The 21,608-nt window shown below is 65.2% G+C and carries 22 protein-coding genes and 1 tRNA gene; 10 read left to right on the top strand and 13 right to left on the bottom strand.

Features of this window, described 5'->3' with window-relative positions; all coding sequences use genetic code 11:
* Positions 1-71: 71 nt before the first annotated feature.
* The 5 genes from BJA_RS10750 to fliI all read right to left on the bottom strand — a co-directional run bounded on the left by BJA_RS10750 (position 72) and on the right by fliI (position 5,106).
* Positions 72-1,031, bottom strand: coding sequence for a helix-turn-helix transcriptional regulator (locus BJA_RS10750; RefSeq protein WP_011084992.1), 960 nt, complete (start codon positions 1,029-1,031; stop codon positions 72-74).
* Between the two features lie 351 nt (positions 1,032-1,382).
* A complete protein-coding gene (locus tag BJA_RS10745; RefSeq protein ID WP_038966503.1) occupies positions 1,383-2,474 on the bottom strand; it encodes an anti-sigma factor in 1,092 nt (363 codons plus the stop codon).
* A gap of 37 nt (positions 2,475-2,511) precedes the next feature.
* On the bottom strand, positions 2,512-3,057 hold the full coding sequence (locus BJA_RS10740) for a sigma-70 family RNA polymerase sigma factor (protein WP_011084991.1): 546 nt from the start codon (positions 3,055-3,057) through the stop codon (positions 2,512-2,514).
* A 182-nt stretch (positions 3,058-3,239) separates the two neighbouring features.
* Complete coding sequence (fliJ, locus tag BJA_RS10735; protein WP_011084990.1) at positions 3,240-3,659, bottom strand: flagellar export protein FliJ; 420 nt, start codon at positions 3,657-3,659, stop codon at positions 3,240-3,242.
* A 121-nt stretch (positions 3,660-3,780) separates the two neighbouring features.
* Complete coding sequence (gene fliI, locus BJA_RS10730) at positions 3,781-5,106, bottom strand: flagellar protein export ATPase FliI (protein WP_011084989.1); 1,326 nt, start codon at positions 5,104-5,106, stop codon at positions 3,781-3,783.
* A 447-nt stretch (positions 5,107-5,553) separates the two neighbouring features.
* Here fliI and ctrA point away from each other — a divergent pair, with 447 nt between their 5' ends.
* The 4 genes from ctrA to BJA_RS10710 all read left to right on the top strand — a co-directional run bounded on the left by ctrA (position 5,554) and on the right by BJA_RS10710 (position 8,383).
* Positions 5,554-6,255, top strand: coding sequence for a response regulator transcription factor CtrA (ctrA, locus tag BJA_RS10725; protein WP_008138878.1), 702 nt, complete (start codon positions 5,554-5,556; stop codon positions 6,253-6,255).
* Positions 6,256-6,423: 168 nt separating this feature from the next.
* Complete coding sequence (locus BJA_RS10720) at positions 6,424-6,828, top strand: DUF350 domain-containing protein (protein WP_011084988.1); 405 nt, start codon at positions 6,424-6,426, stop codon at positions 6,826-6,828.
* A 1-nt stretch (position 6,829) separates the two neighbouring features.
* Entirely contained in the window at positions 6,830-7,219 is a 390-nt protein-coding gene (locus BJA_RS42995; RefSeq protein WP_082901022.1) for a hypothetical protein, read from the top strand.
* 3 nt (positions 7,220-7,222) lie between these two features.
* Entirely contained in the window at positions 7,223-8,383 is a 1,161-nt protein-coding gene (locus BJA_RS10710; protein WP_011084987.1) for a glutathionylspermidine synthase family protein, read from the top strand.
* A 57-nt stretch (positions 8,384-8,440) separates the two neighbouring features.
* Here BJA_RS10710 and BJA_RS10705 read toward each other — a convergent pair whose 3' ends face one another.
* From BJA_RS10705 to chpT, 7 genes are all read right to left on the bottom strand, one after another.
* On the bottom strand, positions 8,441-8,836 hold the full coding sequence (locus BJA_RS10705) for a hypothetical protein (protein ID WP_236842187.1): 396 nt from the start codon (positions 8,834-8,836) through the stop codon (positions 8,441-8,443).
* Positions 8,837-9,172: 336 nt separating this feature from the next.
* Positions 9,173-10,045, bottom strand: coding sequence for a CheR family methyltransferase (locus BJA_RS10700; RefSeq protein ID WP_011084985.1), 873 nt, complete (start codon positions 10,043-10,045; stop codon positions 9,173-9,175).
* On the bottom strand, positions 10,042-11,235 hold the full coding sequence (locus BJA_RS10695) for a protein-glutamate methylesterase/protein-glutamine glutaminase (protein ID WP_011084984.1): 1,194 nt from the start codon (positions 11,233-11,235) through the stop codon (positions 10,042-10,044). Before BJA_RS10695 ends, BJA_RS10700 begins: the two co-directional genes overlap by 4 nt.
* Positions 11,236-11,310: 75 nt before the next feature.
* The gene (locus tag BJA_RS10690; RefSeq protein ID WP_007600538.1) at positions 11,311-11,676 is read right to left on the bottom strand and encodes a response regulator; all 366 of its coding nucleotides are present in this window, start codon (positions 11,674-11,676) and stop codon (positions 11,311-11,313) included.
* A 73-nt stretch (positions 11,677-11,749) separates the two neighbouring features.
* Positions 11,750-12,220 carry a chemotaxis protein CheW gene (locus BJA_RS10685; protein ID WP_011084983.1) on the bottom strand — a complete coding sequence of 157 codons (471 nt, stop codon included), beginning with the start codon at positions 12,218-12,220 and terminating at the stop codon, positions 11,750-11,752.
* Positions 12,221-12,301: 81 nt separating this feature from the next.
* The gene (locus BJA_RS10680; protein ID WP_011084982.1) at positions 12,302-15,151 is read right to left on the bottom strand and encodes a hybrid sensor histidine kinase/response regulator; all 2,850 of its coding nucleotides are present in this window, start codon (positions 15,149-15,151) and stop codon (positions 12,302-12,304) included.
* A gap of 197 nt (positions 15,152-15,348) precedes the next feature.
* Complete coding sequence (gene chpT, locus BJA_RS10675; RefSeq protein WP_038967810.1) at positions 15,349-16,002, bottom strand: histidine phosphotransferase ChpT; 654 nt, start codon at positions 16,000-16,002, stop codon at positions 15,349-15,351.
* Between the two features lie 187 nt (positions 16,003-16,189).
* Here chpT and BJA_RS10670 point away from each other — a divergent pair, with 187 nt between their 5' ends.
* Positions 16,190-17,020: a 3'(2'),5'-bisphosphate nucleotidase CysQ family protein gene (locus BJA_RS10670; RefSeq protein ID WP_011084980.1), complete on the top strand. Its 831-nt coding sequence runs from the start codon at positions 16,190-16,192 to the stop codon at positions 17,018-17,020.
* Here BJA_RS10670 and BJA_RS10665 read toward each other — a convergent pair.
* A complete protein-coding gene (locus tag BJA_RS10665; protein ID WP_028176025.1) occupies positions 17,014-17,499 on the bottom strand; it encodes a YHS domain-containing (seleno)protein in 486 nt (161 codons plus the stop codon). The genes BJA_RS10670 and BJA_RS10665 overlap by 7 nt on opposite strands.
* 139 nt (positions 17,500-17,638) lie before the next feature.
* Here BJA_RS10665 and BJA_RS10660 point away from each other — a divergent pair, with 139 nt between their 5' ends.
* The 5 genes from BJA_RS10660 to BJA_RS42990 all read left to right on the top strand — a co-directional run bounded on the left by BJA_RS10660 (position 17,639) and on the right by BJA_RS42990 (position 21,604).
* Positions 17,639-18,244, top strand: coding sequence for a DUF1134 domain-containing protein (locus tag BJA_RS10660; protein WP_011084979.1), 606 nt, complete (start codon positions 17,639-17,641; stop codon positions 18,242-18,244).
* A gap of 119 nt (positions 18,245-18,363) precedes the next feature.
* A complete protein-coding gene (locus BJA_RS10655) occupies positions 18,364-19,662 on the top strand; it encodes a hypothetical protein (RefSeq protein WP_011084978.1) in 1,299 nt (432 codons plus the stop codon).
* Positions 19,663-19,820: 158 nt separating this feature from the next.
* Positions 19,821-19,895, top strand: a tRNA-Val gene (locus BJA_RS10650).
* Positions 19,896-20,228: 333 nt separating this feature from the next.
* Positions 20,229-21,227, top strand: a complete 999-nt coding sequence (locus tag BJA_RS10645; protein ID WP_231088509.1) for a HamA C-terminal domain-containing protein — start codon at positions 20,229-20,231, stop codon at positions 21,225-21,227.
* Positions 21,224-21,604: a hypothetical protein gene (locus tag BJA_RS42990; RefSeq protein WP_011084976.1), complete on the top strand. Its 381-nt coding sequence runs from the start codon at positions 21,224-21,226 to the stop codon at positions 21,602-21,604. The genes BJA_RS10645 and BJA_RS42990 overlap by 4 nt, the downstream gene beginning before the upstream one ends.
* Positions 21,605-21,608: the final 4 nt, after the last annotated feature.

Genomic DNA, 21,608 nt, shown 5'->3' with positions numbered 1-21,608 from the left:
GCAGGCAGATATAGCTCAATAGCCCCTGCCGACCAACTGCTGCGGCGCGCGCCGCTGCACAAGATCTCGGCTCACGCCTCGCGCAGTTCCGACGGCGTCGCGCCAAAGCGCTTGCGGAAGGCGCGGTTGAAATAGGACAGGTCGGAGAAGCCCGAGGAGTGCGCGATGTCGCTGATCTTGCGCGTTCTCGCGCGGGGATCGCCGAGCAGCTTGCGCGCCAGCAACAGGCGCTGCTCCAGCACGAATTCGGTGAAGGTCGTGCCGGCCTGCTCGAACAGGCGCTGCGCCTGGCGCGGGCTCAGGCCCGAGCGCGTCGCAACTTCCGCCAGGCAGAGATCGTTGCGGCCAAGCGCGGCCATCACGTCGGCGCGCATGAGATCGAGACGGGCCGCCGCCTGCCCACGGCCGCGCATAAGGCTTGCGTGCTCGGCATCGGTCCCGAGCAGGAGGCCGACGAGATCGACCATGTGCTGCGCGGTCAGGCGCTGGCCGACGGCGTCTAGATGCGGGCCGTGATTGGCGGCGAGCGCGTGGTAGCGGAAGATGGTTTCGGCGACCGCACCGTCGGCAAGCACTTGCGACAGCTTCTCCTCGGCGCGCGGATTGATGTCGAGCAGCGCGCGGCGCGGCATGCGGATGGTGGTGAAGCGATCCTCGTCGGTATGGCCGACGGTGCCGGTGATGCCCATGTCGACGAGCACCATCTGCGCGGGCGCAAGCTCCACGGTGTGGCCGTTCTGCCCGACGCGGACGAGGCCCGCATGGGCCGCGATCAGGACGAGATCGTCGCTGCCGTCGGCAAGGTGGCTCTGAGTGCGCGTATATTGCGCGGAGGCGCCTTCGGGAATGGCCAGCGCGATATTGTCGACCACGCTGATCTGGAGCCGGCAATCGATGCTGTCGCCATGGCTCGGCCCGATGTCGAGGCCGCAGGCCCCGAAGGCCCGATCGCGCCATTGTTCGAAGGCCAGACCAATCGGCAGGCCCGCATATTGGTGAACAAAGATGCCCGGCGTTTTCGCTGCATCCATTTGATTTCTCGCCCCTCTCCGGCACCATGATCGGCATGCGCCGCCTGAATTCCGGGGATTTGACGCCGCGAATTGCGGAGAGGTTCAAAGCGGGGCTGGATTTGGCCGGGCTTGTCGGAATGCGACAGCGGGGTGGACCGGGGCGACATGCGTCGATCAGGCGCTGCCGCGACGATGGCGACGCGCCCAATGCCTCTAAGCGTCGTCCTGAACCAGCGAGCGGAGCGAGCACCGATCCAGGACCCATTACCACAGGATTGTGCGGTTGCTCGCCCGTGTGGCCACAGCTCACTCTTGCAACAAGCTCTTGGGGTAATGGGTCCTGGCTTCCGCCAGGACGACGATAAAAATCTACTTCTTCGCGGGCGCCTGCGGCTGAGACGGCGGCACGGTCTCGATCAGCCTGCCGGTAAATACCGGCGCCGAGGTCGGCTGGCCGTTGGGCGAGCCGCCGGCCTGCTCGACGGTGACGGCGTAGGTCGCGCCGTTGACGACGTCGGCATCGTAGGAGGCGAGCAGCGGACGCGCGGTGAATTCGCCGCCGCCGATCACGCCGAGCGAGCGCGGGCGCGGCAGCTTGTCGGAGATCAGCCAGAGCTCGAAGCTCTTGCCGGGCTCCGGCGTCGCGCCGACCTTGCGCACGGTGAAATTCCGTGTCGCGCCGTCGATGGTGAGGATGAAGGCCGGGCCGCCGGCCTGGCCCTGCAACAGCGCGACATATTGCGCGGACGCCGCGAGCGGCGCCGGTGTCTTCACCTCGACCGTCTGGATGCGCGGTGCGGGACGCAAGCCGCCCGGCAGCGCATCGGGCAGGAAGATCTGAAGCGACAGCGTCACCAGCAACGCTGCCGCGAGCGCGCCGACGGCGGATGCGATCGTGCGCCAGCGCTTCACGCGGCGCTCGAGCCGGATCACATTGGTGTTGTCCACGACCGGCGCCGGCGGCGCGCGCGCGACGTCCGGATCGGGCGCATGGACCTGCGGCATGAAGATCGGCGCGACGTCGGGAAGCGCATCGGACGGCGGTCGCGCGGTTTCGGATTGCGCGGCTTCGGGCTGAGCTGCTTCGGTCTGCGCTGCTTCGAGAGGCTGCGGCTCCGGTTGCTCCGTGCGGTCCGATGACGTTTCCGGCGTGACGGCTTCGAACGAGGACGACGCCGGTACAGGTGGCGGCGGCGGCGAGGCTTCGGACAGCGCCGGGGGCTCCTGCGCGAAAGCCGTCCGCGCGAGCTCGGACCTGATGTTCTCCCACACGATCGGACGCGGCTCGATCGTGCCGACCATCTGGTTGAGGACGCCGAGCCGGTAGGCCCAGGCCTGCACGATATCGGCGAACGCCTTGTCCACCGCCATCATGGTCTCGACCTGCGCGCGCTCATCGGCGTCGAGCGTACCGAGCGCATACTCCGCGGCGAGCGCGATATGGTCCTCCGTGTAGGCCATCACTTGCAGTCCAGAACCACCCTCACAGCATAAACCCTCATAAACCGAGGCACTCGCGGATATCCAACATGCTGCGCCGCAGCCACGTCTTCACCGTATTGACGGGCGCGGCGAATTTCTCCGCCAATTGCTCGCGGCTCCAGCCGTTGTAATAGGCGAGAAGCACGAGCCTCTGACGGTCCGGCTCGAGCCGGCCGATACATTCCAGGAGCCGCTTCAGCTCCTCGGTCATCTCCCGGCGCGCCAGAGGATCGGGACTGTCGGCCGCAACCTCCATCGCCTGAGGCTCTTCCTCGATGGAGACTTCCGACTTCTTGCGCACGATATCGATCGCACGGTTGCGCGCGATCGACGCCATCCACGTGATCGGCGAGGACAGAGCCGGATTGAACTGGCCGGCGCTGTTCCAGATCTTGACGTAGGTCTCCTGAATGACCTCCTCTGCGAGATCCTGCCGACGCAAGATACGGAGCACGACGCCATAGAGTTTCGCGCGCGTGGCGACGTAAAGGCGCTCGAACGCGGCCTGATCGCCCTTCGCCACCGCCTCAATCAGCCCGACCAGCTCTGCTGGCGTCAGCATTCAGCCCCCCAACGCGTAGGCTCAGGCGCGTTCCGCGCAGGCCCCCGGCACTGCACCACCATAGCGCGCGGCCAAGCCGACCACCAAGGGGCGTGGCGCCACGCTGTGGACAGCGCATACGAAAACCCGGACCTTGCGGGTCCGGGTTTCGCGAATTTTCGGCGGTTCTTGCTGCTAGCGCCTCAGGCGACAGCGCCGATGCGAGCCCGCATCAGGCCGATGCTGTCGAGGTCGGCCTGCTCGCGGGCGTTTTCCTCGGCGCGTTCGCGGGCCTGGTCGCGCTCGTCGAGGAGCTCGACCTTCTTCAGCTCCTCGAAGGCCTCGGCCAGTGCGGCCTTGGCTTCGTCGAGCTGGCCCTTGAGCTCGTCGGCCGAGCGGGTCAGGTTCTCGCGGCGCTGGATCGCGGCCTTGGCATAGGTCGGATAGGCGAAGTGCGAGGGATCGTTGATCCCGGCACGCTCCTGCTCGGTCTGGATCTCGCGTTCGAGATCGACCGACATCCGCTGGAAGTCGGCGATCATGGTCTCGATCTGGGTGACCCGGCGGCGCTTCTCGTCGACCTGAAACTTCTTCAGGCGAATGAGGGTATCACGTGACTTCATCGACTCGTACTCCCCAGAAGTCCCCTGGCTGCACGTGGGACAACACCGGTCTCCCCACAGGCCCAATTGGGGCCAAGACCGGCTCTGCTACTCTGTAGGATCGGATGATGACCTGACAAAGTTAGCGTTCCGTTTCCAAATTACCGAGGATTTGCGCCAACTGGCGGTAACCGTCCGCCAATGAGGCATTTTCGTCCTTGCGCTGGCGCAGGAAGCCTTCCAGGGGTTCGTGCAGCCGGATCGCCTCGTCGACCTCGGGGCTGGAGCCAGCCCGGTAGGCGCCAAGCCGGATCAATTCCTCCATGTCGGCATAGGTCGCCATCACTTGGCGCGCCTTCTGGATGGTCGGCCAGAACTCCGGATCGGCCGATTTCGGCATGGTGCGGGAGACGGATTTGAGGATGTTGATGGCGGGGTAGCGGCCGCGCTCGGCGATCGAGCGCTGCATCACGATGTGGCCGTCGAGGATGCCGCGGACGGCGTCGGCGATCGGCTCGTTGTGGTCGTCGCCGTCGACCAGCACCGTGAAGATCGCGGTGATCGCGCCCTCCCCCAGGCCCGGTCCGGCACGCTCCAACAGCTTCGGCAACTCGGTGAACACGGTCGGCGTATAGCCCTTGGCGGTCGGCGGCTCGCCAGCGGACAGGCCGATCTCGCGCTGGGCCATGGCAAAGCGCGTCACCGAGTCCATCAGGCAGAGGACGTCCTTATCCTCGTCGCGAAAATATTCGGCGACCGCGAGCGTCAGATAGGCGGCCTGGCGGCGCATCAGCGCCGGTTCGTCGGAGGTCGCCACCACGACGACGGAGCGCGCCAGGCCCTCCTCGCCGAGATCATCCTGCAAGAACTCCTGAACCTCGCGGCCGCGCTCGCCGATCAGCCCGATGACGCTGACGGCGGCGTCCACGTTGCGTGCCAGCATCGAGAGCAGCACCGATTTGCCGACGCCGGAGCCCGCGAAGATGCCCATGCGCTGGCCGCGGCAGCAGGTGAGGAACGTGTTCATCGCGCGCACGCCGAGATCGAGCGGGCTACCTACGCGCTTGCGCGAATGCGCCGGCGGCGGCGTATTGCGGAACGGCATCGGCGAGGACCCCTGCGGCAACGGCCCCTTGCCGTCGATGGGCTCGCCCAGCGCATTGACGACGCGGCCGAGCCAGGCCGTCGAGGGCCGCACCTGATTGGCGGCATTGGCGATGACCGCCTTGCAGCCGCGGCGCACGCCGTCGAGACCGGCGAACGGCATCACGACAGCATTGTTGCCGGAGAAGCCGATCACCTCGCAGGGGATGGAACGGTTGGCGCCGGTTTCGATCACCAGCCGCGCGCCGACCGACATCGCATGGATCGGGCCGGCCACCTCGACCATCAGGCCGCGCACACCGACCACACGGCCATAGATATTGACGCCGTCGATATCGCCGATCTGTTCGGCCAGAGCCTTCATCGGTGGGCCTTCATAGGGGGCGCGCCTTCATAAGAGGCCTTCATAAGGTGGTCGTCGTCGTGATCCCCGGGCCTTCACGGGGAAACTCTTAAGTTTCGCCATATTTCTGAACGGCGCTTAACTTCGTGTTTACCCGCATCGTTAATCATTGCGTCACTGTCTTTGTGACTGAGCGTGACTCCCCTTCAGAAGAAGGCTGAGTCGCGGGAGTCGGTTAGGCCCGTCTCTTAAAGTGGAACTTGAACGGAGCCGGATAACGAAAGCTGCTTCCTGCGCAAGACCTTAGGGCGATTCGACAAAAATTGCACCGGGGGGACTTGCGTTCCAGAATCAGGATTTGTTAACCATCTGTTGTCAGGATCCGAATCAGTTGTTCAAAGGCGTTTTGTTGAGTGCCGCGAATGCGGCCGACCTGACGCCCAGGAGCGGCGACTATGGGGAACTGGCATGCGCGTTTTGCTGATTGAAGATGACAGCGCCGTCGCGCAGTCGATCGAGCTGATGCTGAAGTCTGAGAGCTTCAACGTCTATACGACCGATTTGGGGGAAGAAGGCGTCGATCTCGGTAAATTATACGATTACGACATTATCCTTCTCGACCTCAACCTGCCTGACATGTCCGGCTACGACGTGCTCAAGCAACTCCGGGTCTCCAAGATCAAGACCCCGATTCTGATCCTCTCCGGCCTCGCCGGCATCGAGGACAAGGTCAAGGGTCTCGGCGTCGGCGCCGACGACTACATGACCAAGCCCTTCCACAAGGACGAGCTGGTGGCCCGCATCCACGCGATCGTGCGCCGCTCCAAGGGCCATGCCCAGTCGGTCATCCAGACCGGCGACCTCGTCGTCAACCTCGACACCAAGACGGTCGAAGTCGGCGGCCAGCGCGTGCATCTGACCGGCAAGGAATACCAGATGCTGGAGCTCCTCTCGCTCCGCAAGGGCACGACCCTCACCAAGGAAATGTTCCTCAACCACCTCTATGGCGGCATGGACGAGCCCGAGCTGAAGATCATCGACGTCTTCATCTGCAAGCTCCGCAAGAAGCTCGCCAACGCCTCCGAAGGCCGCAACTTCATCGAGACCGTGTGGGGCCGCGGCTACGTGCTGCGCGAGCCGCACGAGCACGAAGAGCGCATTCCCGCCTGATCCTGGGTTTACGTCGCGAGCCGCAGGGCTCGCTCCTCCCAGCCTGGACCCCGCCGCAAATGGCGGGGTTTTGTTTTTTGGGGACGCTAACGCGGCTTCGTCGCCGTCCCGCCGTTGAACCGCTATCCTCCCCCCGCCGACGAATGGTCGCTGCACGATGGGGGAACGATGATCCTGCAATCACTCGCCGGCCTGCCCGCCTTCCTGGTCTATTTCTGCACCGGGCTGATCGCGATCGTGGCGTATCTGTTCGTCTACACCCGCATCACCCCGTACAACGAGTTCCAGCTCATCCGCGACAACGAGCCGGCCGCGGCGATCTCGCTCGGCCTCAGCCTGCTCGGCTTCGTGGCCCCGCTGGTCAGCGCGATCGCGCATTCGGCCAATGTGCTGGACTGCCTGATCTGGGCGGCCATCGCGCTGATCGTCCAGATCATCGTGTTCTTTCTCGTGAAGGTCCCGGTGCCGAACCTGTCGACGCGGATCGCCGCCGGCGAGCTTGCCCCCGCGATCTGGCTCGGGCTGTCCTCGCTCGCCGCGGGCCTGTTGAACGCCGCCTGCATGATCTACTGACATGGCCGACAAACGCTCCAGCAGGGAGTTCGGGAAACGCCGGCCGGTGTCGCCGACACCGCGGGCGCCGGTGAAGCGCTCCGGCCATGTCGCGCTCCTGGTGATGGGCACGATCGCGGTCGGCACCACCGCCTACACGCTGATGCCGCGGCGGACTTGCGAGCCCTCTCCTCCCGGGACGGATCCGGCGGTGCAGACGAGCACCGCGTGCAGCAGCAGAAGCAGCTCTTCAGGCGGCAGCAGCGGCTCGGGCTCATCGTCGCGCTCGAGCTTCTTCAGCAGCGATTCCTCCAGCCATTCTTCGTCGAGCACGTCATCCAACTCGGGCCACAGCAGCGTGAGCCGCGGCGGCTTCGGCTCGTTTGGCCATGGCTTCTCGGGCGGTGGCTGATCCATGCGACGCATCATCTGTCTCGAGCGCGACGACTGGCGACAAACCGCAGCGCAATGCGGCTTCGTCTTCCACACCATCGACGGCGAACGCTATTGGGACGAACGCGCCTATTACGCCTTCACGCTCGACGAGATCGAGCGCGGCATCGAGACGCCAACCGGCGAGATCGACGCGATGTGCCTCGAGCTTGCCGGTCGCACCATCGGCGACGAGCGCCATCTGCAGCGCTTGAAGATTCCGGAGGCATTCTGGAGCCTGATCGCCGAGAGCTGGGAGCGGGACGACCGCAGCCTCTACGGCCGGCTCGACCTGAAGTTCGACGGCAAGGGGCCGGCAAAGCTGCTCGAATACAACGCGGATACGCCGACCTCGATCTTCGAGGCCGCCGTCTTCCAATGGACCTGGCTCGAACAAGCGATCGAACGCCGTATCATCCCGGTGCGCGCCGACCAGTTCAACTCCATCCACGAGCGGCTGATCGAAGCCTGGAAAGAGATTGGTGCAGGCCGCCATGTCCATCTCACCGGCACCACCGGCAATGAGGAGGACGCCGGCACGCTGGCCTATCTCGAAGACACCGCGCGCCAGGCGGGGCTTTCGACCACGCTGCTCGACATTGAAGCGATCGGCTGGCGTGACGAGGCTGGCGGCTTCGTCGATCTCGACGATCGCGACATCGCACTCGCCTTCAAGCTCTATCCCTGGGAATGGATGTTTCACGACGCCTTCGGCGCAAAGCTCGAGGGCGCGCCGACGCGCTGGATCGAGCCGCCGTGGAAGGCGGTGCTCTCCAACAAGGGCATCCTGCCGCTGCTCTGGGAGATGTTTCCGAACCATCCCAACCTGCTGCCGGCCTTCTTCGAGGACGATGTGCGGGCAGCAGAGCTCGGCAGCTCCTATGTGCGCAAGCCGCTGCTGTCGCGCGAAGGCGCCAATGTCACGCTGGTGTCTGGCGGAACGCCGCTCGACGAGCACGCAGGTCCTTATGGTGCAGAAGGCTTCGTGCGGCAGGCGCTCTCGCCACTGCCGAACTTCTCGGGCTTCTATCCGGTGATCGGAAGCTGGCTGGTGAACCACGAACCCTGCGGCCTGTCGATCCGCGAAGACGAGAGTCCGATCACCGGCAACGGCTCGCGTTTTCTTCCGCATGCGATCTTGTGAAATGCGCTCGCGACGCCGTCGGCAAGGGCACGCGAGCGCGAAGGTCCTCGTGTCGGCTCAGGGCGTCTTGACGATGAATCGTCCGTCGTACAGGAAGGCGCCCTTGAACCCACTTTGCACACTTTCGAAGCCGCCAGTGCCTGTCGCGTTTGCGTACGTTCCGGTGCCCGACAGGATCGTATATTCGCCCTTTGCCTTACCGTCCTTGATCGCACCGGCGTAGCGCGCCGTGATCGAGGAGCCATCGTCGAAGGTGTAGGTGCTGTAGCCGAACATGGGCCCCGAGCCCTTGAGCAAATCACTGGAGTTGACGAAGTCCTTCACGGCGATGCGGCCATCCTTGAAAAAGGCAACGCCAAACATCTTGCCGGACATGACCGTCTGACCTTCAACATTCGCGACCTCGGTGACCTTGACGTCCACCGGCCTGGTGACGAGCTTGAATTCGAGCACTTGCTCACCAGCGCGAGCAGTCGTGGGCAACGAAAGCGCAACCAACAGAAAGTACGAGGCACAAGCTATTCGCATGGTGTGTCCTCCTCAAATCCGTTCATGATGGAATGGGGTCCCGCGTCCGCGGGACCCTCGGCAGCATAGCAGGTCTTTCAGATGCTGGTCAGGGTCACGACCGTGCTGCATCGCGGCGCGAGGTCTATTGCGCGGTAGCGGAGTAACTCGCAGGGCTCAAACGCTCGTGAAGCGTCGCGCACAATGACGGAAGATATCTCGTCAGATGTTGTCGATCGTTCGCAACGACGGCGCTCTCTCAGAGCGCCTGTCATTCGGCAATCACCGCGCCGCGGCGATCTTCAGCGGCTGCGGCATCAGTCCGCCCATGGGGCGGCCGGAGCGCGCCGGGTTGAGCTGATAGAGACCGCGGCGCTCAGTGATGGGACGGAACGCATCGGTGATGCCGACGACGGATTCGGCGGCGCCAAGCAGCAGCGTGCCGTCGGCTTCCAGCCCCTTCGCCATGCGCTCGAAGATCACCGCCTTGGTATCCTGGTCGAAATAGATCAACACGTTGCGGCAGAAGATCACGTCGAACGTGCCGAGATGGGAAAAGTCCTGCAACAGATTGAGCTGGCGGAACTGCACCATCGCGCGAATGTCGGCATTGAGCTGCCAGAGTTCGCCGACTTGCGTGAAATACTTCATCAGGTGCTGGATCGGCAGGCCGCGCTGCACCTCGAACTGGCTGTAGACGCCGGCCTTGGATTTCTCCAGCACCTCCTGCGACAGGTCGGTCGCGACGATCTCGACGCGCCAGCCGGCCAGGGCCGCGCCCATCTCCTTCACGCACATCGCGATCGAATAGGGCTCCTGCCCCGTCGACGACGCCGCCGACCAGATGCGCAGCGACTTGCGCGCAGCGCGCGCCTGGATCAGGCCCGGCAGGATGGTCTCGCGCAGATGATCGAACGGAATCTTGTCGCGGTAGAAGAAGGTCTCGTTGGTGGTCATCGCTTCGACCACGTCGGTCGCAAGCCGGCCATCGCCGTTCCTGATCTTCAGCACGAGATCGGGGATGCCTGGCAGGCTCGCCTTGCGGGCGAGCGGCAGCAGCCGGCTCTCGACCAGATACTGCTTGTCGGCGGAGAGATCGAGGCCGGATCGCTCTTTCAGGAACTTGCGCAGATACTCGTAGTCAACCGGCGTCACGAGCGGTCTCCCGCGAACAGGCGGTTGACCTTGGCGCCGATCTGGTTGAGCGGCAGGATCGCCGCGCAGATGCCGGCATTGGCCGCCGCGCCCGGCATGCCCCAGACGACGCTGGAGGCTTCATCCTGGGCGATGACGCTGCCGCCGGCAGCCACGATGTCCTTGCCGCCGCGCATGCCGTCCGAGCCCATGCCCGTCAGGATCACGGAGAGGATGGCGCCGTGCCAGATGTCGATGGCGGAGGTGAAGAGCGGATCGACCGCGGGCTTGCAGAAATTGACGGCGGGGCCGTCGTCGAGCGCGATCGCCACGTCCGCACCGCTGCGCACCACGCGCATGTGCTTGCCGCCGGGCGCGAGATAAATCCGACCCGGCTTCACCGGCTCGCCGTCGACCGCCTCGGCTGCCGGCCGCCGGCTCGAACGCGCCAGATGCTCGGCAAGAATGGTGGTGAAGGTCGGCGGCATGTGCTGGGTGATCAGCACCGGGAAGCGGTCGATCACCGGGCCGAGCTCGGTGACGAGGGCCATCAGCGCCTGCGGTCCGCCGGTCGAGGAGCCGATCAGCAGCACCTTGGGTGCCAGGGTCGAGAACGGGCGCGTGGACAGCGCCCCCGGCAACAGGGCATTGGCGGCCGGAGCCGGTGCGGCGGGCCGCGCGACAAACGGTGCACGCGCAGCCGGCGGGGGGCTCGCGGGCGCCAGCGGCGGGCTCGCAACCGCGGCCTTCCGGCGCAGCCGTGCACCGAGGTGACGGATCTTCTGGATCAGGTCGTGATGGAAGGTGTCCGCGGCCGACGCTTCGCGCGTCGATTCCGGCTTCGGGATGTAGTCGGCCGCGCCGAGCGACAGCGCCTTGAAGCTGATCTCCGCGTTGCGGCGCGTCAGCGTCGAGGCCATGATAATGACGAGATCGCGCTTCTTCGCCAGCAATTGCGGCAGCGCCGAGATGCCGTCGAGCTCGGGCATTTCGATGTCGAGCACGGCAACATCAGGGTTGATGCGTTCGAGCTGGTTGACCGCCTCGAGCCCGGTACGCAGCGAGGCTGCGACCTCCATGTCGTGCTCGGCACCGACCCAGCGCGAGATCAGACCGCGGATGACGACGGAGTCATCGACGATCATCACCCGCAGCGGTCCCGCTTCACGCGACGAACCCGAGGTCGAATTACCTGCGAACGCAACACTCATTACTCACCAACTCAGACTGAAACGGTTCAGTTGAAGACAAACGCCGAAGGAGCCGTTCAGCCTCCGGACGGTCGCTCAGATCAGGCCGACTTCCTGGAACTTCGCCGTCACGATGTCCTTGTCGAAGGGCTTCATGATGTACTCGTTGGCGCCGGCATGAAGCGCACGCGCGATGTGCGCAACGTCGTTCTCGGTGGTGCAGAACACCACCTTGGGCTGGTCGCCGCCGGGCATGCGCCGGAGATGGCCGAGGAACTCGTAGCCGTCCATGACAGGCATGTTCCAGTCCAGCAGCACCGCGTCGGGCAAGCCGCGCTTGCAGGCCTCCAGCGCCTTCTCACCGTCCTCGGCTTCGAGGATCTGGAAGTCGAGGCCCTCCAGGATGCGGCGCGCGACCTTGCGGATGACGCTGGAATCATCAACGACGAGACAAGTGCGCATGTGAACCTCTGCTTCCTGTCCCCTTCGCGGGGACACTTCCAATTGCAAGTCCGTCGGCGGCAGTGCCGCCGTATCAGGCCGCCATCATCTCGGGCGCGAGCTCGAGGACGCGATCGACGTCGAGGACGACCATGAGCTGGCCGTCGAGGCGGTGGACACCGCCGGCGAGCTTGGCCATGCGGGGGTCGAGGTTGACGGGGTTTTCTTCCTTGCCGTCCTCGGGCAGGCGCAGCACCTCGCCGATCTGGTCGATCAGCAGGCCATAGGATTCGCCGCGCAGATCGACACCGACCGCCATCGGCACCTTGCCGTCTTCGGGCCTCGGCAGGCCGAGGCGGGCGCGCATGTCGACCACGGTGACGATGCGGCCGCGCAGGTTGAGGACGCCGGCGATCTCGCGGGAGGACAGCGGAACGCGGGTGACGCGCTCGGGCATGAACACGTCCTGGACGCGGGAGATCGGCAGGCCGAACAGCTGGCCGCCGATCATCGCGGTGACGTATTCGACCATGGCGCCTTCGGTGGACTGGGTCTTGTTGGCCATCAGCGTATCTCCTGATCCCGCTTTTTCGTTTTGAGCATGATCTCGTCGGAAAACCGCTTCACACTTTTCCGGATCATGCTCTTACGCCGCTGCCCGGCTCAGCTCGGAGGCGCCGGCGGCGCCCGCGGTCTGCTCCTTCAGCGCCGCGATCAGACCGGGACGGTCGAACTTGGCGACATAGTCGTGGAAGCCGGCCTGACGGCCGCGCTCGATCGCCGCCGGCGACACCAGCGCGGACAGGCCGATGATCGGCATCGCGCCGAGATTGTTGTCGGAGCGGATCACCTCGGCGAACTCGAACCCGTTCATGTCGGGCATCTCGATGTCGGTCAGGACCACGTCGAAGCTCTGGGCGCGCAGCGCGGCCAGGCCCTCCTGCGCGGTCGGCGCGGTGCGGACGCGGTAGCCGGCCGCTTTCAGGACCGGCGCCAGCATGTTGCGGAAGAACGCGGAGTCGTCGACCAGCAGCACCGACTGCGAGTGCATCGACGGCTTCATCTCCTTGCGGGTGAACCAGTCGGCGAACGCCATCGGCAGGAAGTGGCCGACGTCAATCACCTCGGTGGCCTGCCCCTTGATCACGGCCGAGCCCAGGATGCCCTGGCTGGAGCCGCCGACCTCGATGTTGAGGCGTTCCTCGACGATGTCGATGATCTCGTCGACGACGAGGCCCATGGAGCGGCCGTCGTCGGCGAACACCAGGATCGGCTGGGCGCCTTGGCTCGCAACAGTGACGCTCTCCATGGCGACGAGCGGCATCAGCTGCTCGCGGTACTGCACCATGTAGCGGCCGTTGCTGAACTCGATCTTGTCGGCGGGGAGCTCTTCCAGGCGCGTAACGAGCCCGAGCGGGACCGCCTTGGGCTGGGACGAGCCGGCGCGGAACACCAGCAGCGAAGTGGTCTGCTCGCCCGATCCGATGTGATGCGCCCCGTTCTCGTCGCCCATGTCATGGGCCGAGGAGCCGGCGGCACCCAGCGCCTTGGCAATGCCGTTGGGGTCGATGATCATGATGACGGCGCCATCGCCCAGGATGGTGTTGCCGGAGAACATGTCGATGTGACGCAGTTTTGTCGACATCGGCTTGACCACGATTTCTTCGGTATGGAAGACGCCGTCGACGACGATGCCGAAGGTCTGGCTGCCGACCTGCGTCACCACGATAAAACCGTTCTCGGGATCGCTGGCCGCGCCGTCGTCGATCTTGAGCAGCTTCTTCAAATGGATCAGCGGCAAGAGCTTGTTGCGCAGGCGCAGGACGGCGGTGTCCTTGATGCGCTCGATGCGGTGCTCGCTGTTGGCGCGGGCCCGGACCAGCTCGACGACGGAGAGCTGCGGGATCGCGAAGCGGTCGCCGGCGGCTTCCACGATCAGCGCGGAGACGATGGCCAAGGTCAGCGGGATCTTGATGGTGACGCTCGAGCCCTCGCCGGCCACCGACTTGATGTCGATGGTGCCGCCGATCTGGTCGATATTGGTGCGCACCACGTCCATGCCGACGCCGCGGCCCGACACCGAGGTGATGGCGGCCGCGGTCGAGAAGCCCGGTGCGAAGATGAACTTGTGGATCTGGGCTTCGCTCATCTTCTCGAGCTCAGCCTCGGTGACGAGACCCGAGGAGATCGCCTTGGCCTTGATCCTCTCGGTGTTGAGGCCGCGGCCGTTGTCGGCGATGCAGATGATGATGTGGCCGCCCTCGTGATAGGCGGAGAGGCGGATGGTGCCCTGCTCGCCCTTGCCGGCCGCGAGCCGCTCGGCGGGGGTCTCCAGGCCATGGTCGGCGGAGTTGCGCACCATGTGGGTGAGCGGGTCCTTGATCAGGTCGAGCACCTGGCGGTCGAGCTCGGTGTCGGCGCCGTGCATCTCCAGCTCGATCTGCTTGCCGAGTTCGCTCGACAGGTCGCGGACGATGCGGGGCAGCTTCTGCCAGGCATTGCCGATCGGCTGCATGCGCGTCTTCATGACGCCTTCCTGCAGCTCGGCGGTGACGTTGGAGAGGCGCTGCAACGGCACCTTGAACTCGGTGTCCTCGTTGCGGCGGGAGATCTCCAGCAGCTGGTTGCGGGTCAAGACCAGCTCGGAGACCATGGTCATCAGATGCTCCAGCGTATCCACGTTGACGCGGATCGACTGGTTGGCGATGCGGTCGCCCTCGGAGGCGCCCTCGTCGGCCATCGACTTCTTCGGCGCGGCCTTCTCCTTGGCGGCAGGCTTCGCAGCTTCCTTGGCAGCCTCTTTGGCAACAGGGGCCGGAGCCGGCGCGGGCTCAGCCTTGACCTCGGCCTTGGCAACGGGTGCGGGGATTGGGGCTTCGATCGCGGTCTCGCGGAAGGCGCGCTCGAGCTCGTCCAGCGACACCTCGCCCGGGCGCAGCGGGCGCTCCAGGGTCTGATCGATCAGTGAACCCGTGGTCATGTCCTTGGCCGGCGCAGCGGCGGCCGGAGCTTCCGGCACCAGCGGCGGGGCGTCAGCAACAGCAGTAGCGCTGCCAGCCGCCGGCATCGGCTGCGCCGAGCCTGACGCGATCGGCGAAGCCGACGCTGACATCGCCGCCATGCCCTGCTCGACCATCGCTTCCAGCTTGTCGATGAGATCGCGGTCGGTGCCCTCCGGCTCGGCTTCGGTCGCCTCGAGGCCGGCGAGGATCTCCTTGATGCGGTCGATCGAGGACAGGATCACCGTCACCGCCTGCCCCGTCACCGGCATGCCGTCGCGGAACTTGCCCATCAGCGTCTCGCCGGCATGCGCCAGCGCTTCCAGTCGCGGCAGGCCGAGGAAGCCGCACGTCCCCTTGATGGTGTGGACCAGGCGGAAGATGTTATCCAGGATCTTGGCGTTGTTCGGCTCCTGCTCGAACTTCACCAGCTGATTGTCGACGGTGTCCAGGCTCTCGCTGGTCTCCGTCAAGAACTCCCGCAACAGATCATCCATGAAAACAGGCCTTCATACAGGGAGGGCGCGCACGAGGCGTGATGCGCCATTTCGGAATGAGGCCAGCTTCACCGCAAAGCGTTTAATAATGGTTGAGTATGTGGAAAAGAACGGAACCAACAAAGAGATAAGGCGCTCCGGACAAGCCGAAGCGCCTCGTAAAGATTCGATTAACGTCTTGAGAGCGATGCGCGCGTTTACGAAGCGGTAACGATGATGGCTGCGCCTTCCGGTGCCAGCGTCACGGTGAGCCCGCAGGCCTGCGCGAGCAGCCGCGTATAATAAGGCTGGATCGCGTGCGCATCCGCAGCGGGCCCGCGCTCGCCGCTCAGGAGCTCGGCGATGTTCTGCGGCAGGCGCGCGTTGTGCCCGGTCGCGGTGATGCGAAAGCTCATCGTCTCGCCCTCGCCGACCGGATCGATCGTCAGCGTACCGCCGCGCGGGATCGTGTGCTGGGCCACGACCAGCATGTTGAGCAGCAGCTTGACGCGATTCTTCGGCAGCAGCAGCCGCGGCAGATTCCACGTGATCGTGCACTTGCCGTCCTCGATGTGGCCGCGCGCCATGGTCTGGGCATCGCCGAGGTCGATCTGGGCGCCGGAGGAGCCGGCGGCGCCGAAGGCGAGACGGCAGAACTGGAGGCGGGCGGAGGCCGTCTTGGCGCTCTTGCGAATCAGGTCGAGCGCGAACTCGCGGTCCTCGGGCTTGGGATCGTCATCGAGCACTTCGAGCCCGTTGACGATGGCGCCGACGGGGCTGATGAGATCGTGGCAGACCCGCGAGCACAGCAGCGCGGCGAGTTCGAGCATATCGGGAGCAGTAGCGGTCGCGGGCGACGAGGCGTCAGACATATAATGGGGTCCTGGAGGGTTCCTGGAATTGCACGGCGCTGGACGCCGCGAATCACGCATGCTTGACGGATGCTGCGGGTTCTAACATTCGCAAGCCTGCGGCAGCTAGCTTGCGATCGGTTCGGGGCGGCCATAAAGCCAGGGGCGAATCAAGTCGAGCAGGAACGGAATTGCCGATGAATGAGGCATGCAGGTGAAGCGGATCATCGACGGCGCGGCCGCATCCGGCCTGATGGAGCCGCTCACCGCGCTGGTGGTGAAGGCGGGCGAAGCGATCCTCGCGGTCAACCGCGCGGCGATGCGGGTCGACGGCAAGCAGGACGGCTCGCCGGTGACCGAGGCCGACCTTGCCGCCGACCGCGTCATTGCGGACGGCCTGGCGCAGCTCGCGGGCGACATCCCGACGCTGTCGGAGGAACGGACCCAGCTCGCCGCTCCGCCGTTCCGCGACAGCTTCTTCCTGATCGATCCGCTCGACGGCACCAAGGAGTTCGTGGCCGGCCGTGACGAGTTCACCGTCAACCTCGCCCTCGTCACTCACGGGGTGCCGCTGCTCGGCATCGTCAGCGCACCCGCACTCGGGCTGCTCTGGCGCGGCATCGTCGGCCGCGGCGCCGAGTGTGTCAGATTTGACGGCGCTACCATCGGTGCCGCCGAGCCGGTCCATACCCGCAAGCTGCCGGCGCCGGGCGAGCCCTGGGTCGCGGCGGTGAGCCGCTCGCACGGCGATCCCAAAAGCGAAGCGTTCATCGACAACAGGCCCAATGCCGTCAGAAGGACGGTCGGCTCGGCCGTGAAATTCGGCCGGATCGCGGAAGGCAGCGCCGACATCTATCCCCGCTTCGGGCCCACTTCGGAGTGGGATGTCGGGGCCGGCTGCGCGGTCGTGACCGCGGCCGGCGGCAAGGTCACCGACGGCAAGGGCGGCGAGATCCTGTTCGGCCAGCGGCAGGACACCGGCTTCATCATCCCGGAGTTCATCGCCTGGGGCGACCCGCAGGCGGTAGACCGCTACTGACTGAGCTGCTCCTGAAGCGCCGGCCAGCGCTTGCCGACTTCGTAGAGGAAGCGCTCCGGATTGGCGGCGAAGGCGTCGCGATTGGCTTCCCGGCTGAACAGGTAAAGCCGCTGCGCCACGATCGCGAAGAAGCGGGGGTTGCCGGCGATGGTGACGCCGCGGGCGATGTCGGCAGGGTCATAGCCGCCGAACTGCGGCCCATAGATCTCGGGATGGGCCAGGAAGGAGGCCCGGTTGCCCTCGTTCCGGAAGCGCCAGACCGCACCCCAGAGGTTCGCTTCGAACTCAGCCGTCCCCTGCACGGCGCTGCCATCGACGAAATAGGCGACGGGATCGAAGCCCTCGATGGCGACGCCGCTGAAGCGGTTGACGACGATCCGTTCGGTGGTGGCAGCCTGGGCGGGCAACCATGCGCAGGCCATCCAAATGCCCGCCAGCAGGCAGACGAGGCGGCCGATCAAGGCAATTCCGGGGCGCAAAGGGCTATCTTCCTGCCGTTGTGCCGTCATAGTTGCTGCGGATAACATCCGAGTCGAGGGGACATCCGGCGCAACCTAGAGCCGTGCCTGTTGGCGTCAGGTTAAGGAAGCGATCGGATTCGATACCAGGGGTTCTTTTATGACTTTCGCATCACGCCTTGCTGCGCTCGCGCTCGCCGCGATGGTCGGCTTGATCGTGCCGGCCTCCGCCCAGCAGGCGCCGCCGCCCAACCTGCCGCCGCCGCAGCGGTCCCCGACACCCAACACCTATGGGCCGGACGAGCTCGTGACGGCCGGTCACCGCTTCTTCGGCAACGTCTCGCGCGGGCTCGCCTCGATCATCGAGAAGGCGGTCAGCCAATGGGGCCTGCCGAACGGCTATATCCTGGGTGAGGAAGGCTCCGGCGCGTTCGTCGCCGGCCTGCGCTATGGCGAAGGCACGCTCTACACCAAAAACGCCGGCGACCTGCGCGTCTACTGGCAGGGCCCCTCGCTCGGCTTCGACTGGGGCGGCGACGGCGCGCGCACCATGACGCTGGTCTACAACCTGCCGGCCACCAACGCGATCTACCAGCGCTTCGCCGGCCTCGACGGCTCGGCCTATATCATCGGCGGCTTCGGCATGACGGCGCTCACCGCCAACAACATCGTGCTGGTGCCGATCCGGTCCGGACTCGGCCTGCGGCTGGGAGCCAATATCGGCTACCTGAAATACACGCCGCGCGCGACCTGGAACCCGTTCTAGGACTCCCTCCACCGGTCCAATTCCGGATTCACGTTAACAACAGGGCGGGGCTGGCTTTTTGCCGGCCCGCCATGCATTGTCGTTGGTAAATTTTTCCTTAGCTTTGGGAGTTCTGGCCCATGGTCGAACCGATCATGTACCTGGCGATCGGTTTCCTGCTCGCGATGCTGTGCGGGCTTGCCATCGTGCCGCTGGTGCATAACCGCGCGGTGCGCCTGACCACGCGCCGGCTCGAGGCCGCCACCCCGCTGTCGATGGCCGAGATCCAGGCCGACAAGGACCAGCTCCGCGCCGAATTCGCCATGTCGGCGCGACGGCTCGAGATGAGCGTCGACCAGCTCAAGAACAAGACCACGAGCCAGCTCGCCGAGCTCGGCAAGAAGAGCGATGCCATCAACCGCATGAAGATCGAGCTCGGCGAGAAGAACGCCACGATCTTCGCGCTGGAGGCGCGCGAGAAGGCGGTGAAGGAGCAGCTCCGCGCCACTGAAGAGGAATTCAGCGCCAAGACCGAAGCATTGCGCGGCGCCGAGAATGCGCTGACCGACAAGCAGAACGAGCTGGCAAAGATCAACTCCGAACTGTCCAACCGCTCGATGATGGCGGAGAGCCGCCAGGTCGAGCTGGTCGCGGTGCGCGCGCAGATCGAGGAATTGAAGAACCGCGTCGGCGATGCCGAGAAGGAGTTTGCCGCAACGCAGGCGCGGCTGACGCAGGAGCGAACCGAATCCGAGACCGCCTCGCGCGAGCTCGGCGATGCACGCGGCCGCGTCGAGAATCTGAGCCAGCGCGTCAACGAGCTCGATCGCCAGCTCATCGTGCAGGTGAAGGAGGCCGAGATGCTCTCGGGCCGCGTCGCCGACCTCGAGGGACGCCTCGCCACGCAAGGCAAGCTGCTCGCCGAGCGCGACTACGAGAACAACCAGCTCCGCCAGGCCAGCGAGGGCTCCGAGCGCACCATCAAGGAGCTCCGCGTCGAGATCGCCGCCTTGAGCGGCGGCAAATCGTCGGCCGCCATGGAGCAGCTGCGCGCGGAAAAGGCCGCGCTGGAGGAGCAGCTCCGCACCGCGCGCGACGAGCGCGCCAAGCTCCAGCGCGACATCAACGCGATCCAGCAGCAGGCGGAGAGCTCCTGGGCGACCGAGCGCATGGAGAACGCGCTGCTGCGCGAGCGCATCAACGACATCGCCGCCGAGGTCGCAAAGCTGGCGATGCAGCTCGAAGGCCCGAACTCGCCGATCGAGGCGCTGCTTGCGGCCGAGGCCGGCCAGCCGCCGAAGCCGGCGCCGCGCCCGGCCAACGACGCCGCCAGCAACGGCGCGGCCGCAGGCACCCTGCCCGAGGGCGGCGGAACGCTGGCCGAGCGTATCCGCGCGCTCCAGGCCCACGCCTCCCGCGCCCGCCAGCAGGGTGCGTAAGCGGGCCGAAACCCGGCTTCACCGCTGGATTGCGTGATCTACGGAAGGTTTTCGGGCCGGAGGACGCCTCGAAACTTGACACCTTCGGCCCGCACTTCTAAATCGCGGGCTCTGATGCGCCGGCCGGCCGAAAGTCCGGCCGTCGGCATGATGGTCCCGGGCGCATAGCTCAGCGGGAGAGCGTTCCCTTCACACGGGAGAGGTCCAAGGTTCGATCCCTTGTGCGCCCACCATTTCAAACCTGAATTCAATGATTTAGTCGCTGGCTTCCCCTGTAATGTGCCCCAAAAAAGCGGGGGCACAATAGGGGCACATCGGCTCCTACCTTGGTCAGTCGTTTCCGAGAAGCCAACCATCCAAGAGCAGACGGCAGGCGCGTTATTGCCGAGCATGTTTTCGTAAAGAGCATGCGATGCTGCTCTAGACTTGCGAGCAACAGCGACGACGCGCGTGAAGGCTTTGGTCTAGTCCGCAGCGCATGAAAGCGCCGCTCGCGATCATCGCGGATTCGATGGCAATTCCCGCCGAACATGGACTGCGGAGGTCTAGGTGGTTACAATTATGGGTTGACTCGTCTGGGGGCAGACGGGCGTACGAACAAGGGGGTAGGCCGTCTGTCGACCATCACCGCGACTGATCTCACGTCCGCGCTGACAGGGAATCCGGAAGCACTCGACGTTCACCTCATGTTGGTGGAGCGCGACGTCCTCATCGAGGGTCATTCGGTCAAGATCCACTGTCATTGCCTCACAGTGGATGGAAACGGCCGCGTCCAGCCGCACCGGCTGGCGGAGTTCATGCGGAACGCCGTAGTCGACTATGCGATACCGCGCTCGAAGCTCGCTGCAGCGAAAGCGCGCGACGCCAAGTACAATAGCACCGAGGCGGTCGCCGAACTCGTCGAGCGCGCCAAGCGGTCGTTCACCGATTTGGCGAAGACCGGAGAGGGCGGCGAGATGCTGCTGTTCTTATTGGCCGAGCGCTTCCTCAAGCTGCCTCAGATTCTGTGCAAGATGGATCTCAAGACAGACACGCGCCTACACTACCATGGAGCCGATGGGGTGTACGCTGGCGTGATGCCGGAAGGCATCCCGAAGCTCTACTGGGGTGAATCCAAAATCTACAAGGACGCGGGAGCCGCGATCCGCGACTGCCTCGCCTCACTCGCTCCCTTCCTCATTGAACCAGAACACGAGGAAACCGACAGGGAACGCGATCTGGTGCTCCTGAGCGACAAGGCCGACCTCAGTGATGCGACGCTCACCGACGCGCTGAAGAAGTATTTTGACAAGTCGTCGGTGATGTCCAAGCGGGTCCAATACTGCGGCGTGGCCCTGGTGGGCTTCGACGCGCCGTTCTATCCGAAAGATGACGTAAAGGCGATCGCGGAGGAGATCGTTGAGGCCTCACGCGCGGAACTGGCCGTTTGGAGCAAAAGGATCGGCGAGCGGCTCAAGTCGGAGAAGCTCGACCAGATGGAAATCGAGCTGTTTTGCATCCCGCTGCCGTCGGCCGACGGCTTCCGCGCCGCATTTCTCAGAGCGATGGGGATTAAGACGGAATGAGCCTAGTCGGTCTCCAGTCGTGGCTTCTTCAGGAAGGAATTCGCGACGATCTCGATGCGATCATTCGACTCACCGTGCGCACCGAACTTGACAACCTAGTGCCCGAACCCGCCGCCCCCTCTGCCGTGGCGATCGATTGGCCAAGGCTGCTGCTCGCCGGCAGCATATTGGCGCGGTCCGATCAACGGATCGACCAGGAGGCCGCGCTCCGGATCGCAACTGCGGCGATCTCTCTGACGGACGATCAAGCACTCAAGGACGCGGGCGCTGTCCTGTTGGGCAAGCTCTCCAATTACCGGGCCATCACGCTAGCCAACGATCGCCACCTACTGACGGCCGGTCTCGACCGGACGGCTAGGTGTGGCGCTGCGCCTTGAATCC

It is taken from the genome of Bradyrhizobium diazoefficiens USDA 110 (assembly GCF_000011365.1).
GTDB lineage: Bacteria > Pseudomonadota > Alphaproteobacteria > Rhizobiales > Xanthobacteraceae > Bradyrhizobium > Bradyrhizobium diazoefficiens.
This window is presented reverse-complemented; position numbering and strand designations above follow the sequence as displayed.

What these genes read in the sequence shown, in the direction of transcription:
- BJA_RS10750 (WP_011084992.1), bottom strand. Translation starts at nt 1,031, where the DNA reads ATGGATGCAGCGAAAACGCCGGGCATCTTTGTTCACCAATATGCGGGC.
- BJA_RS10745 (WP_038966503.1), bottom strand. Translation starts at nt 2,474, where the DNA reads ATGGCCTACACGGAGGACCATATCGCGCTCGCCGCGGAGTATGCGCTC.
- BJA_RS10740 (WP_011084991.1), bottom strand. Translation starts at nt 3,057, where the DNA reads ATGCTGACGCCAGCAGAGCTGGTCGGGCTGATTGAGGCGGTGGCGAAG.
- fliJ (WP_011084990.1), bottom strand. Translation starts at nt 3,659, where the DNA reads ATGAAGTCACGTGATACCCTCATTCGCCTGAAGAAGTTTCAGGTCGAC.
- fliI (WP_011084989.1), bottom strand. Translation starts at nt 5,106, where the DNA reads ATGAAGGCTCTGGCCGAACAGATCGGCGATATCGACGGCGTCAATATC.
- ctrA (WP_008138878.1), top strand. Translation starts at nt 5,554, where the DNA reads ATGCGCGTTTTGCTGATTGAAGATGACAGCGCCGTCGCGCAGTCGATC.
- BJA_RS10720 (WP_011084988.1), top strand. Translation starts at nt 6,424, where the DNA reads ATGATCCTGCAATCACTCGCCGGCCTGCCCGCCTTCCTGGTCTATTTC.
- BJA_RS42995 (WP_082901022.1), top strand. Translation starts at nt 6,830, where the DNA reads ATGGCCGACAAACGCTCCAGCAGGGAGTTCGGGAAACGCCGGCCGGTG.
- BJA_RS10710 (WP_011084987.1), top strand. Translation starts at nt 7,223, where the DNA reads ATGCGACGCATCATCTGTCTCGAGCGCGACGACTGGCGACAAACCGCA.
- BJA_RS10695 (WP_011084984.1), bottom strand. Translation starts at nt 11,235, where the DNA reads ATGAGTGTTGCGTTCGCAGGTAATTCGACCTCGGGTTCGTCGCGTGAA.
- BJA_RS10690 (WP_007600538.1), bottom strand. Translation starts at nt 11,676, where the DNA reads ATGCGCACTTGTCTCGTCGTTGATGATTCCAGCGTCATCCGCAAGGTC.
- BJA_RS10685 (WP_011084983.1), bottom strand. Translation starts at nt 12,220, where the DNA reads ATGGCCAACAAGACCCAGTCCACCGAAGGCGCCATGGTCGAATACGTC.
- BJA_RS10680 (WP_011084982.1), bottom strand. Translation starts at nt 15,151, where the DNA reads ATGGATGATCTGTTGCGGGAGTTCTTGACGGAGACCAGCGAGAGCCTG.
- chpT (WP_038967810.1), bottom strand. Translation starts at nt 16,002, where the DNA reads ATGTCTGACGCCTCGTCGCCCGCGACCGCTACTGCTCCCGATATGCTC.
- BJA_RS10670 (WP_011084980.1), top strand. Translation starts at nt 16,190, where the DNA reads ATGCAGGTGAAGCGGATCATCGACGGCGCGGCCGCATCCGGCCTGATG.
- BJA_RS10660 (WP_011084979.1), top strand. Translation starts at nt 17,639, where the DNA reads ATGACTTTCGCATCACGCCTTGCTGCGCTCGCGCTCGCCGCGATGGTC.
- BJA_RS10655 (WP_011084978.1), top strand. Translation starts at nt 18,364, where the DNA reads ATGGTCGAACCGATCATGTACCTGGCGATCGGTTTCCTGCTCGCGATG.
- BJA_RS42990 (WP_011084976.1), top strand. Translation starts at nt 21,224, where the DNA reads ATGAGCCTAGTCGGTCTCCAGTCGTGGCTTCTTCAGGAAGGAATTCGC.